Source organism: Streptococcus sp. oral taxon 064, assembly GCF_001683375.1.
Taxonomy (GTDB): Bacteria; Bacillota; Bacilli; order Lactobacillales; family Streptococcaceae; genus Streptococcus; species Streptococcus oralis_S.
The window spans coordinates 1006981-1025894 of record NZ_CP016207.1; the positions used below are offsets into that span (position 1 = coordinate 1006981).

6 protein-coding genes are annotated in these 18914 nt (G+C 43.0%); 4 read left to right on the forward strand and 2 right to left on the reverse strand.

Features of this window, described 5'->3' with window-relative positions:
* Positions 1 to 188 precede the first annotated feature (188 nt).
* Entirely contained in the window at positions 189 to 6614 is a 6426-nt protein-coding gene (locus tag AXF18_RS04990; protein WP_084437468.1) for a SpGH101 family endo-alpha-N-acetylgalactosaminidase, read from the forward strand.
* Positions 6615 to 6754: 140 nt separating this feature from the next.
* Complete coding sequence (locus AXF18_RS04995) at positions 6755 to 15010, forward strand: SIALI-17 repeat-containing surface protein (RefSeq protein WP_065371579.1); 8256 nt, start codon at positions 6755 to 6757, stop codon at positions 15008 to 15010.
* 168 nt (positions 15011 to 15178) lie between these two features.
* Here AXF18_RS04995 and pbp1a read toward each other — a convergent pair whose 3' ends face one another.
* Positions 15179 to 17317 (reverse strand): penicillin-binding protein PBP1A, encoded by a 2139-nt coding sequence (pbp1a, locus tag AXF18_RS05000; RefSeq protein WP_065371580.1) that lies wholly within the window; start codon positions 17315 to 17317, stop codon positions 15179 to 15181.
* Positions 17314 to 17910, reverse strand: a complete 597-nt coding sequence (recU, locus tag AXF18_RS05005; RefSeq protein ID WP_065371581.1) for a Holliday junction resolvase RecU — start codon at positions 17908 to 17910, stop codon at positions 17314 to 17316. The genes pbp1a and recU overlap by 4 nt, the downstream gene beginning before the upstream one ends.
* Positions 17911 to 17976: 66 nt before the next feature.
* Here recU and AXF18_RS05010 point away from each other — a divergent pair, with 66 nt between their 5' ends.
* Together AXF18_RS05010 and gpsB are read left to right on the forward strand one after the other, a co-directional pair.
* The gene (locus tag AXF18_RS05010; RefSeq protein WP_049501544.1) at positions 17977 to 18504 is read left to right on the forward strand and encodes a DUF1273 domain-containing protein; all 528 of its coding nucleotides are present in this window, start codon (positions 17977 to 17979) and stop codon (positions 18502 to 18504) included.
* 69 nt (positions 18505 to 18573) lie between these two features.
* Positions 18574 to 18903 carry a cell division regulator GpsB gene (gene gpsB, locus AXF18_RS05015; protein WP_000146523.1) on the forward strand — a complete coding sequence of 110 codons (330 nt, stop codon included), beginning with the start codon at positions 18574 to 18576 and terminating at the stop codon, positions 18901 to 18903.
* The last annotated feature ends 11 nt before the right edge of the window (positions 18904 to 18914 follow it).

Here is an 18914-nt window from a genome sequence, read left to right on the forward strand (position 1 = left end):
TGTTCAGAAAAGAGAAAATTTTAGTGAATTTTACCTATTTCCTATTGCTTTCTGGTCTTTTATTTGTTATATTAAAAGTACAATTATTTTTTATTTATAACAGTTAAGCAGAGCACTTTCAGAGAAAGGAGTATTTTTTAAAAAAGAAATGTAAACGCTTACTGGAAAATGAAAGGATTTAGGAGTTCATGGATAAACGATTTTTTGAAAAACGCTGTAAGTTCAGTATTCGTAAATTTACGCTTGGAGTAGCTTCGGTGATGATTGGAGCGACTTTCTTCGTAGCTAGCCCAGTATTAGCTGATCAAGCAAGAGTTGGTTCAACAGATAATTTGCCGAGTGAACTAGCTGATTTGGATAAGAAGGCTAGTGATGAGGGGCACGATTTTGACAAGGAAGCTGCCGCTCAGAATCCTGGTTCAGCTGAAACTACTGAAGGCCCACAAACAGAAGAAGAGTTGTTGGCTCAAGAAAAAGAAAAGTCTGAAAATCCAAGCAATATGCCAAAAGAATTAGAAGATAAGTTGGAGAAAGCTGAAGACAATGGGCGCGAAGTTGACAAGGATCAATTGGTCCAAGATACTGGCAAGCTCGTCCCAGAAGATGTGGCTAAAACGGCCAATGGGGAATTAAACTACGGCGCGACTGTTAAGATTAAGACGCCATCAGGAGAAGGTAGCGGTATTGTCGTTGCTAAAGACCTTGTCTTGACGGTTTCTCATAACTTTATCAAGGACAGCCAAGACGGCAATATCCGTAAGGTTGTGGATAATGACCAAGGGGATGGAGATATCTATAGTATCTCATATCCAGGATTGCCAGATGTCAAGTTTAGCAAGAAAGATATTATTCATTGGGATCGTGAAGGCTATCTGAAGGGCTTCAAAAATGATTTGGCCCTTGTGAGATTGCGTACAGTTCTCGAAAATACGCCTGTTGAAGTAACTAAAAAGCCAGTTGTTAAGAAAATTGGAGATAAGCTTCATGTCTTTGGTTATCCAGAAGGAAAATTGAATCCGGTTGTCAATACTACAGTTGATTTTGCAGAACCATACGGAGAAGGTGTCCAAGGGATTGGTTACCAAGGAGGAAAACCGGGTGCTAGTGGCGGCGGTGTCTTTGATACAGAAGGCAAACTAGTCGGTGTTCACCAAAATGGTGTAGTTGGAAAACGTAGTGGAGGCATTCTCTTCTCACCAGCTCAACTAAAATGGATCCAAGACCACATACAGGGAATTTCAAGTGTGAAACCAGCAGACTTGGAAGAGAAAGAAAAACCGGCTGAAGAAAAACCAAAAGAGGATAAACCTGCAGCTGCTAAACCTGAAACACCTAAGACAGTGACTCCTGAATGGCAAACAGTAGCGAATAAAGAGCAACAAGGAACCGTCACTATTCGTGAAGAAAAGGGTGTTCGCTACAATCAATTGTCTTCAACTGCACAGAACGACAATGGCGATAAACCAGCCTTGTTTGAAAAACAAGGATTGACAGTTGATGCTAATGGAAATGCGACGGTTGATTTAACCTTCAAAGATGATTCTGAAAAGAGCAAATCACGCTTTGGTGTGTTCTTGAAATTTAAAGATACCAAGAACAATGTTTTTGTTGGATATGACCAAGGTGGCTGGTTCTGGGAATACAAAACTCCAGGTAACAGCACATGGTATCAGGGCGGTCGTGTTGCAGCTCCAGTAAATGGATCAGTGAATCATCTGACTATTAGTTTAAAATCAGATGGTCAGCTGAATGCAACAAATAATGATGTAAAACTTTTTGATACAGTTACTTTGCCAGCTGCTGTTAATGAGAATCTTAAAAATGAGAAGAAGATCCTTCTCAAGGCAGGAACTTATAGCAATGACCGTACGGTTGTTAGCGTTAAAACAGACAATCAAGAAGGTGTAAAAGCAGATGATACTCCTGCCCAGAAAGAAACAGGTCCTGCCGTTGATGATAGCAAGGTGACTTATGATACGATCCAGTCTAAGGTCCTCAAGGCAGTGATTGACCAAGCCTTTCCTCGTGTCAAGGAATACACCTTGAATGGTCATACTTTGCCAGGACAAGTTCAACAACTTAAGAAAATCTTAGTAAACAATCACGAAATTACACCTGAAGTCACCTATAAGAAGATCAATGATACTACTGCAGAGTACTTGATGAAGCTTCGTGATGAGAAGAATTTCATCAATGCAGATATGATTGTACGCTTGCAAGTTGTGGAAAATCAATTGCATTTTGATGTGACCAAGATTGTCAACCACAATCAAGTTACTCCAGGTCAGAAGATTGATGATGAAAGAAAACTTCTCTCCTCTATCAATTTCTTAGGGAACTCACTTGTGTCGGTTTCAAGCGACCAAACTGGAGCTAAGTTTGACGGAGCAACGATGTCAAACAATACCCATGTCAGTGGAGATGAACATATTGCTGTAACAAATCCAATGAAAAATTTGGCTAAGGGTTACATGTATGGTTTTGTTTCTACAGATAAGCTTGCTGCAGGTGTTTGGAGTAACTCTCAAAACAGCTACGGTGGTGGTTCGAATGACTGGACTCGTTTGACAGCATTCAAACAAACTGTTGGAAATACAAACTATGTGGGAATTCAAAGTTCTGAATGGCAATGGGAAAAAGCCTATAAAGGGATTGTATATCCAGAGTACACTAAGGAACTTCCAAGTGCTAAAGTTGTCATTACTGAGGATGCCAATGCGGATAATAAGGTCGACTGGCAGGATGGAGCTATTGCTTACCGTAGCATTATGAACAACCCTCAAGGTTGGGAAAAAGTCAAGGATATCACGGCTTACCGTATCGCGATGAACTTTGGTTCACAAGCACAAAACCCATTCCTTATGACTCTAGATGGTATCAAGAAGATCAATCTCCATACAGATGGTCTTGGACAGGGTGTTCTCCTTAAAGGATATGGTAGTGAGGGACATGACTCTGGTCACTTGAACTACGCAGATATTGGACAACGTATTGGTGGAGCTAAAGACTTTAAGACCTTGATTGAGAAAGCTAAGAAGTATGGTGCATATCTTGGTATCCACGTTAACGCTTCTGAAACTTATCCTGAATCTAAATACTTCAATGAAAATATTCTTCGTAAGAATCCAGATGGAAGCTACAGCTACGGATGGAACTGGCTAGACCAAGGTATCAACATTGATGCTGCTTATGACCTAGCACATGGACGCTTGGCTCGCTGGGAAGACTTGAAGAAAAAACTTGGTGATGGTCTCGACTTTATCTATGTGGACGTATGGGGCAATGGTCAATCAGGTGATAACGGTGCCTGGGCTACCCACGTTCTTGCTAAAGAAATCAACAAACAAGGCTGGCGCTTTGCGATTGAGTGGGGTCATGGTGGTGAATACGACTCTACCTTCCAACACTGGGCAGCTGACTTGACCTATGGTGGCTACACTAATAAAGGTATCAACAGTGCTATCACACGCTTTATCCGCAACCACCAAAAAGATTCTTGGGTTGGGGACTACAGAAGTTACGGTGGTGCAGCCAACTACCCACTTCTAGGTGGCTACAGCATGAAAGACTTTGAAGGCTGGCAAGGACGAAGCGACTACAATGGCTACGTGACTAACCTCTTTGCCCATGACGTCATGACTAAGTACTTCCAACACTTCACTGTAAGTAAATGGGAAAATGGTACACCAGTTACCATGACCGATAATGGTAGCACCTATAAATGGACTCCAGAAATGAAGGTTGAGCTAGTCGATGCAGCAGGTAACAAGGTTGTTGTGACTCGTAAGTCAAATGATGTCAATAGCCCGCAATACCGCGAACGTACAGTAACGCTTAACGGACGTGTCATCCAAGATGGTTCAGCTTACTTGACTCCTTGGAACTGGGATGCAAATGGTAAGAAACTTCCTACTGATAAGGAAAAAATGTACTACTTCAATACGCAGGCTGGTGCAACAACTTGGACACTTCCAAGCGATTGGGCAAATAGCAAGGTTTACCTTTACAAGCTAACTGACCAAGGTAAGACAGAAGAGCAAGAATTAACTGTAAAAGATGGCAAGATTACCCTAGACCTTCTAGCAAATCAACCATACGTTCTCTACCGTTCAAAACAAACCAATCCTGAAATGTCATGGAGCGAAGGCATGCACATCTATGACCAAGGATTTAACAGTGGAACCTTGAAGCACTGGACCATTTCAGGTGATGCTTCCAAGGCAGAAATTGTCAAATCACAGGGTGCAAATGAAATGCTTCGTATCCAAGGCAATAAGAGCAAGGTCAGCCTTACTCAGAAACTGACTGGCTTGAAACCAAATACCAAGTATGCGGTTTATGTCGGTGTTGATAACCGTAGTAATGCTAAGGCAAGTATCACAGTGAATACTGGCGAGAAAGAAGTGACTACTTATACCAATAAGTCACTCGCTCTCAACTATATCAAAGCATATGCTCATAACAATCGTCGGGAAAATGCTACAGTTGATGATACAAGTTACTTCCAAAACATGTATGCCTTCTTTACAACAGGTTCAGATGTATCAAATGTCACTCTGACATTGAGTCGTGAAGCTGGTGATGAAGCAACTTACTTTGATGAAATTCGTACCTTCGAAAACAATTCAAGCATGTACGGGGACAAGCATGATACAGGTCAAGGAACCTTCAAACAAGACTTTGAAAATGTAGCTCAAGGAATCTTCCCATTTGTAGTGGGTGGTGTCGAAGGTGTCGAAGACAACCGGACTCACTTGTCTGAAAAACACGATCCATATACACAGCGTGGTTGGAACGGTAAGAAAGTCGATGATGTTATCGATGGAAATTGGTCACTCAAGACTAACGGACTGGTTAGCCGTCGTAACTTGGTTTACCAAACCATCCCACAAAACTTCCGCTTTGAGGCAGGTAAGACTTACCGTGTAACCTTTGAATACGAAGCTGGATCAGACAATACCTATGCTTTTGTAGTTGGTAAGGGAGAATTCCAGTCAGGTCGTCGTGGTAGTCAAGCAAGCAACTTGGAAATGCATGAATTGCCAAATACTTGGACGGATTCTAAGAAAGCCAAGAAGGCAACCTTCCTCGTGACAGGTGCAGAAACAGGCGATACTTGGGTAGGTATCTACTCAACTGGAAATGCAAGCAATACTCATGGAGATGCTGGCGGAAATGCCAACTTCCGTGGTTATAACGACTTCATGATGGATAATCTTCACATCGAGGAAATTACCCTAACAGGTAAGATGTTGACAGAAAATGCTCTCAAGAACTACTTGCCAACGGTTGCCATGACCAACTATACGAAAGAGTCTATGGATGCTTTGAAAGAGGCGGTCTTTAACCTCAGTCAGGCAGATGATGACATTAGCGTAGAAGAAGCGCGTGCAGAGATTGCTAAGATTGAAGCCTTGAAGAATGCTTTGGTTCAGAAGAAGACAGCCTTGGTAGCAGAAGACTTTGAAAGTTTGGATGCGCCAGCTCAACCAGGTGAAGGTCTAGAGAATGCCTTTGATGGCAATGTTTCTAGCCTATGGCATACATCTTGGAATGGAGGAGATGTAGGCAAGCCTGCAACCATGGTCTTGAAAGAACCTACTGAAATCACAGGACTTCGCTATGTTCCACGTGCCTCTGATTCAAATGGAAACTTGCGAGATGTGAAACTGGTTGTCACAGATGAGTCTGGTAAGGAACATACTTTCACCGTAACAGATTGGCCAAATAACAACAAGCCAAAAGACATTGACTTTGGCAAGACAATCAAGGCTAAGAAAATTGTCCTTACTGGTACCAAGACTTACGGAGATGGTGGCGATAAATACCAATCTGCAGCGGAACTCATCTTTACCCGTCCACAGGTAGCAGAAACACCACTTGACATGTCTGGCTATGAAGCAGCTTTAGCTAAGGCGCAGAAATTAACAGACAAAGACAATCAAGAGGAAGTAGCTGGAGTTCAGGCAAGCATGAAATATGCGACGGATAACCATCTCTTGACGGAAAGAATGGTGGCCTACTTCGCAGACTATCTCAACCAATTACAAGATAAGGTTGCTAAACCAGACGCTCCTACAAGCAGCAAGGGTGAGGAGCAACCTCCAGTTCTTGAAGTTCCTGAATATACAGGTCCTTACGGAACAGCTGGAGAAGAAGCGGCTGTTCATGACCTACCTGAGTTTAAGGGCGGTGTCAATGCGGCAGAAGCAGCTGTTCATGACCTAGCTGAGTTCAAGGGCGGAGTCAATGCGGCAGAAGCCTTGGTTCACGAATTACCAGAATACAAAGGCGGAGCCAATGCGGTCCTAGCGGCTGCAAATGAAGTCCCTGAGTTTAAGGGTGGCGTCAATGCAGTTGAGACCTTGGTAAATGAAAAGCCAGCCTACACAGGTGTATTGGCTACAGCTGGAGATCAAGCAGCTCCAACTGTTGAAAAACCTGAGTACCCGCTCACTCCAAGTCCAGTAGCTGATACCAAAACTCCGAGAGCTAAAGATGAAGAAAAACTACCTGCTACAGGGGAGCACAGCTCAGAAGTAGCCCTCTTCTTAGCAAGTGTGAGTATCGCTTTATCTGCTGCTGTTCTTACGACAAAACGAAAAGAAGACTAAACAGATTTGGTTTTAGAAGTCCAAAAGATCTCGAATCAAAAAGGAACAAACAGCCGGAGAGGACCTCTTGGTTCTCTCCTTTTTCAAAGGAGAAATGATACCGCTTACTCAGGTATGCGGATGAAAGGAATAGGAGAAAGATGGATAGACATTTTTTTGAGAAACGCTGTCACTATAGTATAAGAAAATTTGCAATCGGTGCAGCCTCCGTGATGATTGGTGCTAGTATCTTTGGCGCCAATATGGTTCAGGCAGCAGAAACAGCAACACCTTCAGAAACAGAGGGAAGCATCACCCATGTTGAAGCACTGGATAAGTTACCCGATGATTTAGCCAATGCGCTTAAAAAGGCGGATGCAGAAGCTGCAACAGAAGCAAGTCATGAAGAAACTCCAGCGACTGACGAAGGAAGCAATCCTACATCAAGTGAAGAGGCAAAACCAGAGACAAGTCCTACAAGTCCCAAGCCAGCAGAAACGCCGAAACCGGTTGAAACACCAAAGGCAGACAATAAACCAGCTGAAACTGCTACGCCAGCAGCAAAACCAGCTGAAAAGCAAATTGAAGATAGAGAAGATGTCAACCATCTCGAAGGTGCTACTGCTCAGGCGAGCAACCATGAGACTGGTACCAACTTTACTGCGGATAAGGCTATTGATGGAGATGACAATACTCGTTGGGCTACAGATAGAGATGTACCAAAACCAACTTTTGAATTAACTCTTCCAAAAACTACCCTTATCAAGCATGTAGAAATTGACTGGGATCGTCGTCTTCGTAATGGGCAAAATGACCCCAATATCAAATCTTGGAGTCTCTACTATGCAGGTCAAGAAGACGTGGGCGCTAACGGAGAAAAACAATGGAAACTCGCTCATACCAAGACTGGGGATCCTGTTTTAGATGAGAAAGTAGATCTAGTTGAAAGTATTCAAGCTAAATATCTTAAGTTAGAAATTAACGACTATCAAGCGGGAACAATGAACTGGAGAAACGTTGGTATCCAAGAAATTCGAGCTTATTCTAACGTTCCGGACCATAGTAAGGTAACGGATATCCGCCAAGTAACCGAACTAACAGTAGCAGAAGACGGACAGTCTCTTGTCTTACCAACTCTACCAGGAAAAGTCAGCCTCATCGGAAGTAATAAACAAGGTGTGATTGACCTTCAAAATCGTATCCATAAACCTCTGACAGATCAACGCGTCAAGGTCATGGTCCAACAAATCAGAGACAGCCATACTTTCACTAAGGAATTTGAAGTAGTCATCAAGGGGCTACATCAGGACGAAGGTGTGGGTGTGAAACCAAAAGTAGCACCAGCTGTTCAACAATGGTATGGGAAAGAAGGTCAATCTTCTATCACTTCAGATACAGTCCTTGCGACAGGTGATTCTGGCTTTGATCAGGCAGCAACCTTCTACCAGTCAGACCTTGCAAGCCGTGGATTGGAACTAGCAACAGGTGACAAGCAGGCTCAAAAACGAATCGAATTTAAAAAAGTTGAAAACAAGGGTTATGGTAAAGAAGGGTACGGTATCACTATCCAAAATGATGTGATTACCATCGAAGCTGCCACAAACACAGGAGCCTTCTACGCCACTCGGACTCTTCTTCAAATGGGAGAAAGTAACCTCCAAAATGGCGAAATTCGCGATTTCCCAAGTTTCAGCCACCGTGGCTTTATGCTAGATACAGGTCGGAAATTTATTCCTTATGACTCCCTTGTAGACATCATGCTCAACATGGCCTACTACAAGATGAACGACTTGCAGTTGCACCTTAATGATAACTATATCTTCCTAAAGGAACACTTGGCAGGTAAGAATTTAAGTCCAGAAGAACAACTCAAGTATGTACTTGAACATGCCAAGACTGGTTTCCGTGTGGAGACAGACATTGTCGGTAAGAATGGTCAAAAATTGACATCAGATGAGCACTATACCAAGGAAGAAATGCAAAATCTGATTAAACTTGCCAAGGCCTTGCATATCAACCTAGTACCAGAAATTGACACACCAGGTCACGCCTTATCCTTTGTCAAAGTTCGCCCAGACCTCATGTATCAAGGTAGTTTGAGCGATTATGCAGGCAAGCACAATGTTGAGCGCGTAGCCATGCTAGACTTGGATAACAAGTACGAAGAAACTCTTAAATTTGTCAAATCAGTTTATGACAAACTCCTCGATGGTCCAGATGCACCGCTTCATGGGGTATCAACTGTTCATATCGGAACGGATGAATACTATGGCAGCAGAGAAAGTTACCGTCGCTATGTCAATGATTTGACCCAATATATCAAGTCTAAAGGTTACACCCCTCGTATCTGGGGCTCACTCAGTGCGAAACGTGGGAACACTCCTGTTGATTGGAACGGAGTAGAGGTTGATATCTGGAGTATCGGATGGCAACGACCAAATGAAGCCATTGCTCAGGGAGCTAAGATTATCAATATCACGGATGTACCGACCTATAGTGTCCCAAGTGGAAGCAATAGTCAAACAGCCTACGGGGACTATGCTAACTACGAACGTCAGTACAATAGCTGGACACCGAATGATTTTAGAACAGGTGGAGGTCCACTTCTACCAGCTTCTCATCCAAGTATCCTTGGTGGTGGTCACGCAGTTTGGAATGACAATATTGACCTTCATGAGACAGGTTTGACCTCTTATGATATCTTTAAACGCTTCTTCAAGAGCATGCAAACTACTGCGGAACGCACCTGGGGATCCGATCGTGCAGCTGCAACCTTTGCAGAACGCACCCTACCAACGAGCCCTTATGCGCCACAGTCAAATCCTGATAAAGAGATTGATCAAAGCGACTTGTTTACCATCAATTCTGAAACAGTCAAGAACTATGCAAGTAAGAAGGTGAAGGCAAGCGAGCAGGGATTGGCTTTTGAGAAAGACAGCAGTATCGAAGGTTTGGCTGGTGATGTTGGTCCAAGTCACGTCTTGAAGTTTGATGTGACTGTCACTGGAGATGGGGAACAAACCTTCTCAACTAGTGGGGACAATCGTATCTATCTAGCTGATAAAGACGGCTACCTTGCTTATCAATTTGAACAGTTCCATATCCAATTCAATAAAAAACTTGAAAAGAACAAACGTTATCAAATCTCTATCGTGACCAAACCACAATCAACAGAAGTCTATGTGGATGGCGAAAAGATTGAGCGTATCGCAAATCCAGCCCACCCTCGCTTTGCCCACAATAGCTTGGTACTACCGCTTGAAAGCATCGGTGGTTTCAAAGGAATCTTGCATAGTGCAGAGTTGTCAGACAAACCATTTGTAAATCCTCGTTTGATTTCAAATGATAAGATTACAGCAACCGCAAGCAGTCAGCAACTTCCAGGAAACGCGACTGAAGGCGCTGTTGAAAAGGCCTTTGACAATGATCCAAATACCTTCTGGCATACTAAGTGGACTGGTGACACTGCGCCATACACCCTTACTATGACCTTGAAAGAAGCAGAAAAAGTCAATGGCTTGACCTATCTCCCACGCCCAGGTGGTGGAAATGGTGTTGTGACACGCTACGAAATCTACGCACAAAAAGATGGCCAAATGGTCAAGGTTTCAGAAGGAAACTGGGACAACAACGCCCAAGAAAAAACAGTCAACTTTGCGGCGGTGCATACCAACAAGATTGAGTTGAAAGTATTGGAAGGCGTTGGTGGTTTTGCAAGTGCAGCTGAAGTTCATCTATTAAAACCTGTCAAAGAAGAGCAAGAAACGCCTGCACCAAGTCAACCAGAAAAACCAACTACACCAGAAAAACCAAAAGTAGAGCAAACAGGTGATGGAACAGTTGAATTGGCAGATCAATTCACTGCAAGTAAACCAGCTAGTGAAGACAGCATTGCAGCTGCTAGCAAGAGCGCAGACTATCTCAAGAAAGAGTACAAGGTCTTCCCAACTCCACAAAAAGTGACTTATGGAGAAGGTGTTACAGCTCTTCGCAAGCAAGTCAATCTGGTCATGGGCGATCAACTCGATATCTATACTCGCAATCGCTTGAAGAGTGTCTTGCAGGACAATCAAGTATCTTATACAACTGGTAAGGCAGCAATCGCTGGCGCAACCAATATCTATCTTGGAGTGCATGGACAAGGTTCACAAGCAGAGCAAAACTTGTCCAATGTTTCAGCAGGTCTCTTTGACAAGATCGACGCCTATGTCTTGAGCATCAAGGATAATTCGATTTCCATCGTCGGAAAGGACACAGATGCAGTCTTCTATGGTTTGACAACTTTGAAACACATGCTCAAGGAAAGCCAAGTGCCAGTCCTTCGCAATGTAACAGTAGAAGATTACGCAGAGCTCAAGAACCGTGGTTTCATCGAAGGTTACTATGGAAATCCATGGTCTAATGCCGATCGTGCAGAGCTCATGCGTTATGGTGGCGATTTGAAATTGAACCAATACTTCTTTGCACCAAAAGATGATCCATACCACAACAAGAAATGGCGTGAACTCTATCCAGAAGAAAAACTAGCTGAAATCCGTGAACTTGCTCGTGTTGGAAATCAAAGTAAAACCCGCTATGTCTGGACTATCCATCCATTCATGAACAACCGCATCCGCTTTGGCAATGAAGCGCACTACCAAGAAGATTTGGCAACCATCAAGGCCAAATTTACCCAGTTGATGAAAGTGGGTGTTCGTGAGTTTGGTATTCTAGCAGATGATGCACCAAGTCCTGTCGGAGGCTACAATAGCTACAACCGCTTGATGAAAGACATGACGGATTGGTTGACTGAAATGCAGGGAACTTACAGCGGTCTTCGTAAAGAAATGATCTTTGTTCCTGGCCAGTATTGGGGTAATGGACGTGAGGATGAGTTGAAATCCCTCAATGAAAATCTCCCAAGTTCAACATCCATGACCTTGACGGGTGGTAAGATTTGGGGTGAAGTCTCTGAAAGCTTCCTTTCCACTCTCAAGAACAATCTATCCGCAGGAGGCAAGACCTATCGCCCAGTTTCACTTTGGATTAACTGGCCTGTAACAGATAACTCTAAACAACACTTGATTCTAGGTGGTGGTGAGAAATTCCTTCATCCGAATGTAGATCCTAGCTTGCTATCTGGTATCATGTTGAACCCAATGCAACAGTCTGAACCATCTAAGATTGCCCTCTTTTCAGGAGCTCAATACTCATGGAAACAGTGGAAATCAGAAGAAGAAGCTAAGAAAATCAATGATATTGCCTTCAACTTTGTAGAAAATGGTCATTTTGAAGATAGCAAGGTATCAGCAGCCTTCCGCGAACTTGGTAAGCACATGATCAACCAAAACATGGATACTCGTGTCGTCAAACTAGAAGAATCTGTAGACTTGGCTCCAAAATTGACAGACTTCATGACTAAGCTCAAAGCAGGTCAGGATGTGACTGCAGAACGTGCAGCCTTGCGTGCAGAATTTGCCAAGATTAAAGAAGCAGCCGAACTCTATAAAGCATCAGGCGATAAAAAAATGGTTGCGCAAATCCACTATTGGTTGGATAATGCAATCGACCAAATGAATGCTCTCGATGCCTTCCTTACAGGAACTGAAGCCATGGCTACAAACGATGCAGCCAAACTTTGGGATAGCTACTATAAAGGTTTGAAATTGTACGAACAGTCTCAAACTCACACCTTCCATTATGTAGACCATATGGAAAAAGCTGAATTGGGTGTTCAACATATTCGTCCATTTATCCTATCCTTGAAAGAAGTTCTAGCGTCTGAAGTTCAAAAAGTCTTGCATCCAGACCAAATCATCAGTACCTTTATCACCAATCGAACAGGTGTAGAAGGTGGTTTGGCAGAAGTGACGGATGGTGATTTGGCAACTCATGCGATTATTAAATCACCAAACAGCATCAAGACAGGTGATTATATTGGTATGAAGTTCAACAAACCAGTAGCGATTCAAACCTTGACCTTTGCTATGGGAACGCAGGCCAATCCACGTGATACCTTTAGTAAGGCAGAAGTGCAGTATCAAGATGAAAATGATAACTGGGTAACTTTGAAAGAGCCAAGCTATGTCGGAAATGAATCCCTTCTTAAGTTTGAAAATCTCAAAATCAAGGCCAAGGCAGTTCGCATGATTGCGACAGCAGACCGCGAGAACACTTGGTTTGCAGTTCAGGAAATTGCAGTCAACCGTCCAGTTGAAAAAGCTCGTAGCCAACAAGCAACGACAGTTAGTCTAAGCTCAAATCTAGTTTATAAACTAAATACCTCAGCCCGTCAAATCACTGATGGCAAGGACAATACAGAAGCCATGATGGCAAATGCTGATGGAAGCAATACAACTCCAGTAGATGCCTGGGCACAACTGGACCTCGGTGAAGTCAAGTCAGTCACTAAAGTACGACTTCGCCAAGGAACGGGTGATAAGCTTGCCGCAGGTGTACTTGAGTACTCTACAGATGGGACTGCATGGCAAGAGTTAGATCGCCTATCAGGAGAACAAACCAAGGAAGTGACCAGAGCTATTAATGCTCGTTACATCCGAGTCCGCAATACCAAGGCTCTCGACCTATGGTGGCGTATCCAGGACTTCTCTGTTGAGACACGTTCTGGAAATAGTGAGTTAACAGACACCAACGTGGAATCATTGAAGGAAACGCCGGTAGTGGATAGCTTAGGCAGTTACGAGCTTCAAATTCCAGCTGGAACCAAACTCCCTGCTCATAGCTATCTAGGTATGAAGCTTGACCGTATCCATCAGATCAAGAGCATCCAGCTCCAAGGTCAGGCCAATCCAGCTCTTACTCTAGAGTACTCTGCAAATGCGCAAGAATGGACGCCGGCTAGCCAATTGACAGACAGAACTTTTGCAACCCACTTGGTTCGTTATGTTCGTCTGGTCAATAAAACAGATCAGGAACAAGCTGTGACAGCCACTTCTCTCCTTGTGACAACCAAAGAAGTACAACCAACCAAACTAGAATCTACAACTATGGGCATTCATCCAACATACGGAAGCAATGATGTTCGTAAACTGAACAACCTAGATCAACTGTTTGACGGTGTTTACAACAACTTCGTTGAGTTTTCAGACTATGCCCGTAAAGATGGTCACGTGACCTTGAAACTTGGCAGCGAACGCACTATCAAGAAGATTAGAGCTTATATCCAAGACGGAACACAAAACTATCTTCGTGATGGTAAGATTCAAGTCAGCCAAGACGGTAAAACTTGGACAGATGTTGTGACAGTAGGAGATGGTGTGGCCAATAGCACACACGATGATTCATTGACAGATGGTTGGACACATGATTCTAAGATGCCAGGAAATCGCTACATCGAAGGTGAATTGACGACACCAGTCAAAGCCAACTATCTCCGTGTCCTCTATACAGCAGACTATGATGCCCGTTTTGTAGGCTTTACAGAATTGGTCATCAACGATGGTGAGTTTGTCAAACCAATCAATGATCCAACAGTAGAAGGAAGTAGTGGAGAAAGCCAAGGCAACCTTTATAATAATCTTGTAGACGGCAAAGTCTTGACCAGCTACAAGTCTGAAAAAGATAAGGGCGAATTGGTGTATCACTTGTCAGAACCAACCAAAGCCAATCACCTTCGTCTCGTTTCCAGTCTTCCTGAAGGAGCGCAAGCACGTGTTCTTGCTAGAACACTCAAGGATGGTCAAGACAGTTGGACAGACCTCGGTGCCATTACATCCAGTCTCCAAACCTTCGCTATCCGAAATGGTGGCTCTCTTCTAGACGTCAAATTAGTCTGGGAAGGTGGCAAGGCCGAGTTTTATGAATTGGCGAGCTTCTATCAAGAATTAACAGAAGAAACTGTTCAATCAAGCAAGGGTGAAGAACCAGCACCCGTTCTTGAGGTTCCTGAATTCACAGGTGGTGTCAATGCAGTTGAAGCCCTAGTACATGAACTTCCAGAGTACACAGGCCCAGTAGCGACAGTAGGTGACCAAGCTGCTCCAACAGTAGAGAAACCTGAGTTCCAAGGTGGTGTCAATGCAGTTGAAGCCCTAGTACATGAACTTCCAGAGTACACAGGCCCAGTAGCAACAGTAGGTGACCAAGCTGCTCCGGTAGTTGAAAAACCTGAGTTCAAGGGCGGTGTCAATGCAGTGATGGCTCTAGTGCATGAATTGCCAGAATACACAGGCCCGCTAGCAACAGTAGGTGATCAAGCTGCTCCAACAGTAGAGAAACCTGAGTTTAAACTTAGCTCACTTGCTTCAGATGAAGGTAAGGCACCGGCACCGGATCTAAAACAAGAAGTGACGAAGCAAGAAACTGCTGAACAAAGCTTGCCAGCAACTGGTGAAAGTCAATCTGACACAGCCCTCTTCCTAGCAGGTGTTAGCCTAGCCCTATCTGCTCTCTTTGTAGCAAAAACAAAGAAAGACTAGTATTTAGTAAAACCTCTTAACAAGATTACGAAATCCGTTTCCTATCTTTCCAAATGAGGTTTATAGTACAGAAAAAGCCTGAGAAGATGTCTTCTCAGGCTTTTTGTTAAGCACATAAATGCAATAGTGCTATGAAAAAATCACCCAGAAAAATCCGGGTGATAAATGTTATGGTTGTGCTGGTTGAGGATTCTGATTTTGGTTCTGGTTTTGTTGACCAGGGGTTGTATTTGGTTGCTGGTTATTGGTATTATTGTTTGCACTATTATTCGTGCTTGGAGTAGTTGAGCTTGACTGTGAAGTTGAACTTTCTGATGTCGAGCTCGAACTTTCTGGTGTTGGGGCCTGTTGCGGAGCAGGAGCAGTCCATGCAGAACGAGCACCGTTTTTAAAGACGAACTCACCACTTCGATAGAGGCCTTCTGGCATAGTCCAGTCGCCAGGGTTGTTATCCTCAGACAGATAAGTCATCATTGAACGGTAAACCTTAGCTGCAACATAGAAGCCATCACCAACGATAGGAGTAAGGCGGTTTGAGTAACCTGTCCATACAGCCATTGAATATTTGCGAGTATAACCAACAAACATTTCGTCTGGGGCTACATAACCAGTGTTTTTGATGTAGTTTTCAATTTCATCGTCTGTATAGTTTGATGTACCAGTCTTACCAGCTTGAGGTAGCCAAGGGAGATAAGCACCACGACCCGTTCCGTATGCCAAGACAGTTTTCATCATTTCTGTCATCATATAGGCGGTCGTCTCTTTCATGGCGCGAGTACCAGGATCAGCGTATTCTTTTGAGCTACCATCACTAAAGACGATTTTATTGATATACATTGGTTTATGGTAGATACCACCGTTAGCAAAAGCAGCGTAAGCAGCAGCCATTTTCTCACTACTTGCTCCGTACTTTTTGTTTGACTCAGTTGTATTACTTGAAATCGCGTTGGCATAGTGCATATCTGGATAGTCAATACCGATTCCATTTAGGAAGGTCTTGGCTCTATCCAAACCGACTTTGTTCAAGGTTTCTACAGCAGTAACGTTCCGTGATTGTTGGAGCGCATATTGGATGGTGATATTTCCAAAATAACTTCTATCCCAGTTGTAAACAGGGGTATCTGTTCCAGGATAGTTGTATGGAACATCATGTACAATCGAAGCAGTTGAGTCGTAGATGTCATACTCCAAGGCAGGAGCATAGTCTGTGATAGGCTTCATGGTATGGTTAATTCCGAAGGAAACATTGCTTGATTGGTGACGAGAACCTAACTGAGCAATGACTTTCCCGTTTGTCACATCCACAATCGTTGAAGCTACTTGCATTTCATCATCTGGATAGTTGACATACTCGTCGGTATTGTAGATATCCCAGAGATGTTGTTGAACTTTAGGATCAACATTAGTGTAGACATCCATACCAGTCGTTAAGAGGTTGTAGCCTGTTTCTTGTTCGACTTGATCGATTACCTCTTTGAGATAGTTGTCCATGTATGGAGGATAACTATTAGCCGATTTTAGACTTTGAAGTCCATCTGTAATCGGAGTATTAATCGCTTTTTCATATTGCTCAGCTGAAATGTAACCTTGTCCCTTCATCTCAGAGAGGACGAGATTACGACGTTCTTGAGCGGCTTCTGGATGCGAGTATGGATCATACTGGTTTGGAGCCTGAGGCATACCAGCAAGGAGAGCCAGTTGAGGAATACTTAAATCTTTGAGATCCTTGCCATAGTAACTTTGAGCAGCTGTTTGCATTCCGTAGTTACCGTTTGACATGTAAACCTTGTTGATGTAGTAGGTCAAGATCTCTTGTTTAGTCGCTTTTTGTTCTAGCTGAACGGCTAACCAAGCTTCCTGGGCCTTACGAGAAAGGGTTTGATCAGAAGTTGACGTAGAGAAATAGGTTAACTTGATTAACTGCTGCGTCAAGGTTGAAGCTCCTTGCAGACCTCCACCACCACGAAGGTTTCGTAGGGTAGCACCTAGGATACGGATCGTGTCGATTCCTCGGTGATTAAAGAAGCGATGGTCCTCAATCGAAACAATAGCGTTGACCAAATCGGTCGGTATTTCGTTTGCTTGAGCATTAACCCGACGTTCCGATCCAAGATCAGCGATAAGCTCGTCATTGCTATCATAGATCTTACTTGACGTTGTAGCAACTAGTTTACTTTCAGAAAGTTCTGGAGCCTTGCTAACATAGTAGAGGAAGAGACCTCCACCAAGCATTACAGCTGCGATAAATACAGTTAAGAGACTGATGCTGACATACTTAGCTATTCGCAGAAAAGTTTGTTTGTTCATCTTGTTTTACCACCTAGTAAATGTTCTTTGATAATGTCGAGGTAGGGAATTTGAGGAAAGGCACCAGGCTCAATTCTATATCCATTTTCTCGAATATATCCAAGTGGCATTGACTTCTGTCCCTTATCCTGATGATAGAAACGGATCAAGTCAATAGCCGGCAATAAGTAGGTTTCTTGCTGAGAAGAAAAGTGAAGGAGTACAAAGCAGATTCCTTGCTGGGCAAGGACTTGTTCCATATGCTGGATCTGATGGAGATGAAAATTCTTCATCGGAATCGCACGTTTTTGCCTGGTTTCCTTTGCTTCAAAGTCGATGTAGTATCCATCATAAACCCCTGAATAGTCAGTAGTTGAGGCTTGTCTGAAGTAGGCTTCAACAATCTTGGCTCGACTTCGTTGGGGATAGTCGACACGTACGATTTGGATGGGAGTCGGTTTCTTGTGAATAACAGCTAACCCATGCGACAAATAGTAGTCGTTCGTAGCATTGATCATCTTTTCAAAGGACATCCCCCGATTTGCGAAATTTTTAGTTTGTGACAGGGGTGCTTGTCTCTTTTGAGATGAAATTTTATGTGGATAGTTGACCATAATTCTCCTTATTGGTACAATAACATCACTCTATTATATCATAAATTTACAAAGAAAGGGTTAAAAATGACATCAGCCTTGATTTTAGGCTATTCAGCCTTCGACCTTGGTCTCTTTAATGACAAGGATATTCGCGTTGATATTATCAAAACAGCTATTCGGAGAGACTTGGAACGTCTAGCAGAGGATGGGGTGACTTGGCTTGTCTTTACAGGGACTTTGGGCTTTGAGTACTGGGCGCTTCAGGTGGCAAAAGACATGAAAGCAGACTATGGATTTCAACTGGCGACCATTTTTGATTTTGAAACCCATGGTAGTAACTGGAATGAAGCAAATCAAGCGAAATTGAGTGAGTTCAAGCAGGTTGATTTTGTCAAATACGCCTATCCACAATATGAGCACAAGGGACAATTACGCGATTATCAAAAATTTCTGCTGGAAAATACAGATACTTGCTACCTTTTTTACGACGAAGAAAACGAAACCAAGTTACGATATTTTTACCAAATGATAAAAAATCAAGCGGACTATGTTACAAGAAGATTAACATTTGAGGACTTGAATGAAATAGTAGAAAATTTTTCAGAAAAGTAAGGTTTTGACCTTGATTTTTACTTGTCTTTTTTTATATAATAATACTAGTAACCCAGAATGGAGAGAGACATGGCAAGTATTATATTTTCAGCAAAAGATATTTTTGAACAAGAATTTGGACGTGAAGTACGTGGATACAGCAAAGCAGAGGTAGACGAATTCCTAGACGATGTGATTAAGGATTATGAAACCTACGCAGCTTTGGTCAAATCCCTTCGTCAAGAGATTGCTGATTTGAAGGAAGAATTATCTCATAAACCACAGGTAGCGCCAACTCAACCAGACTCTATTGAAGTAACAGCTTCTACTTCAATGACAAACTTTGATATTTTGAAACGCTTAAATCGTCTCGAAAAAGAAGTATTTGGTAAGCAAATCTTAGACAACCAAGATTTATAATTGACTAAGGA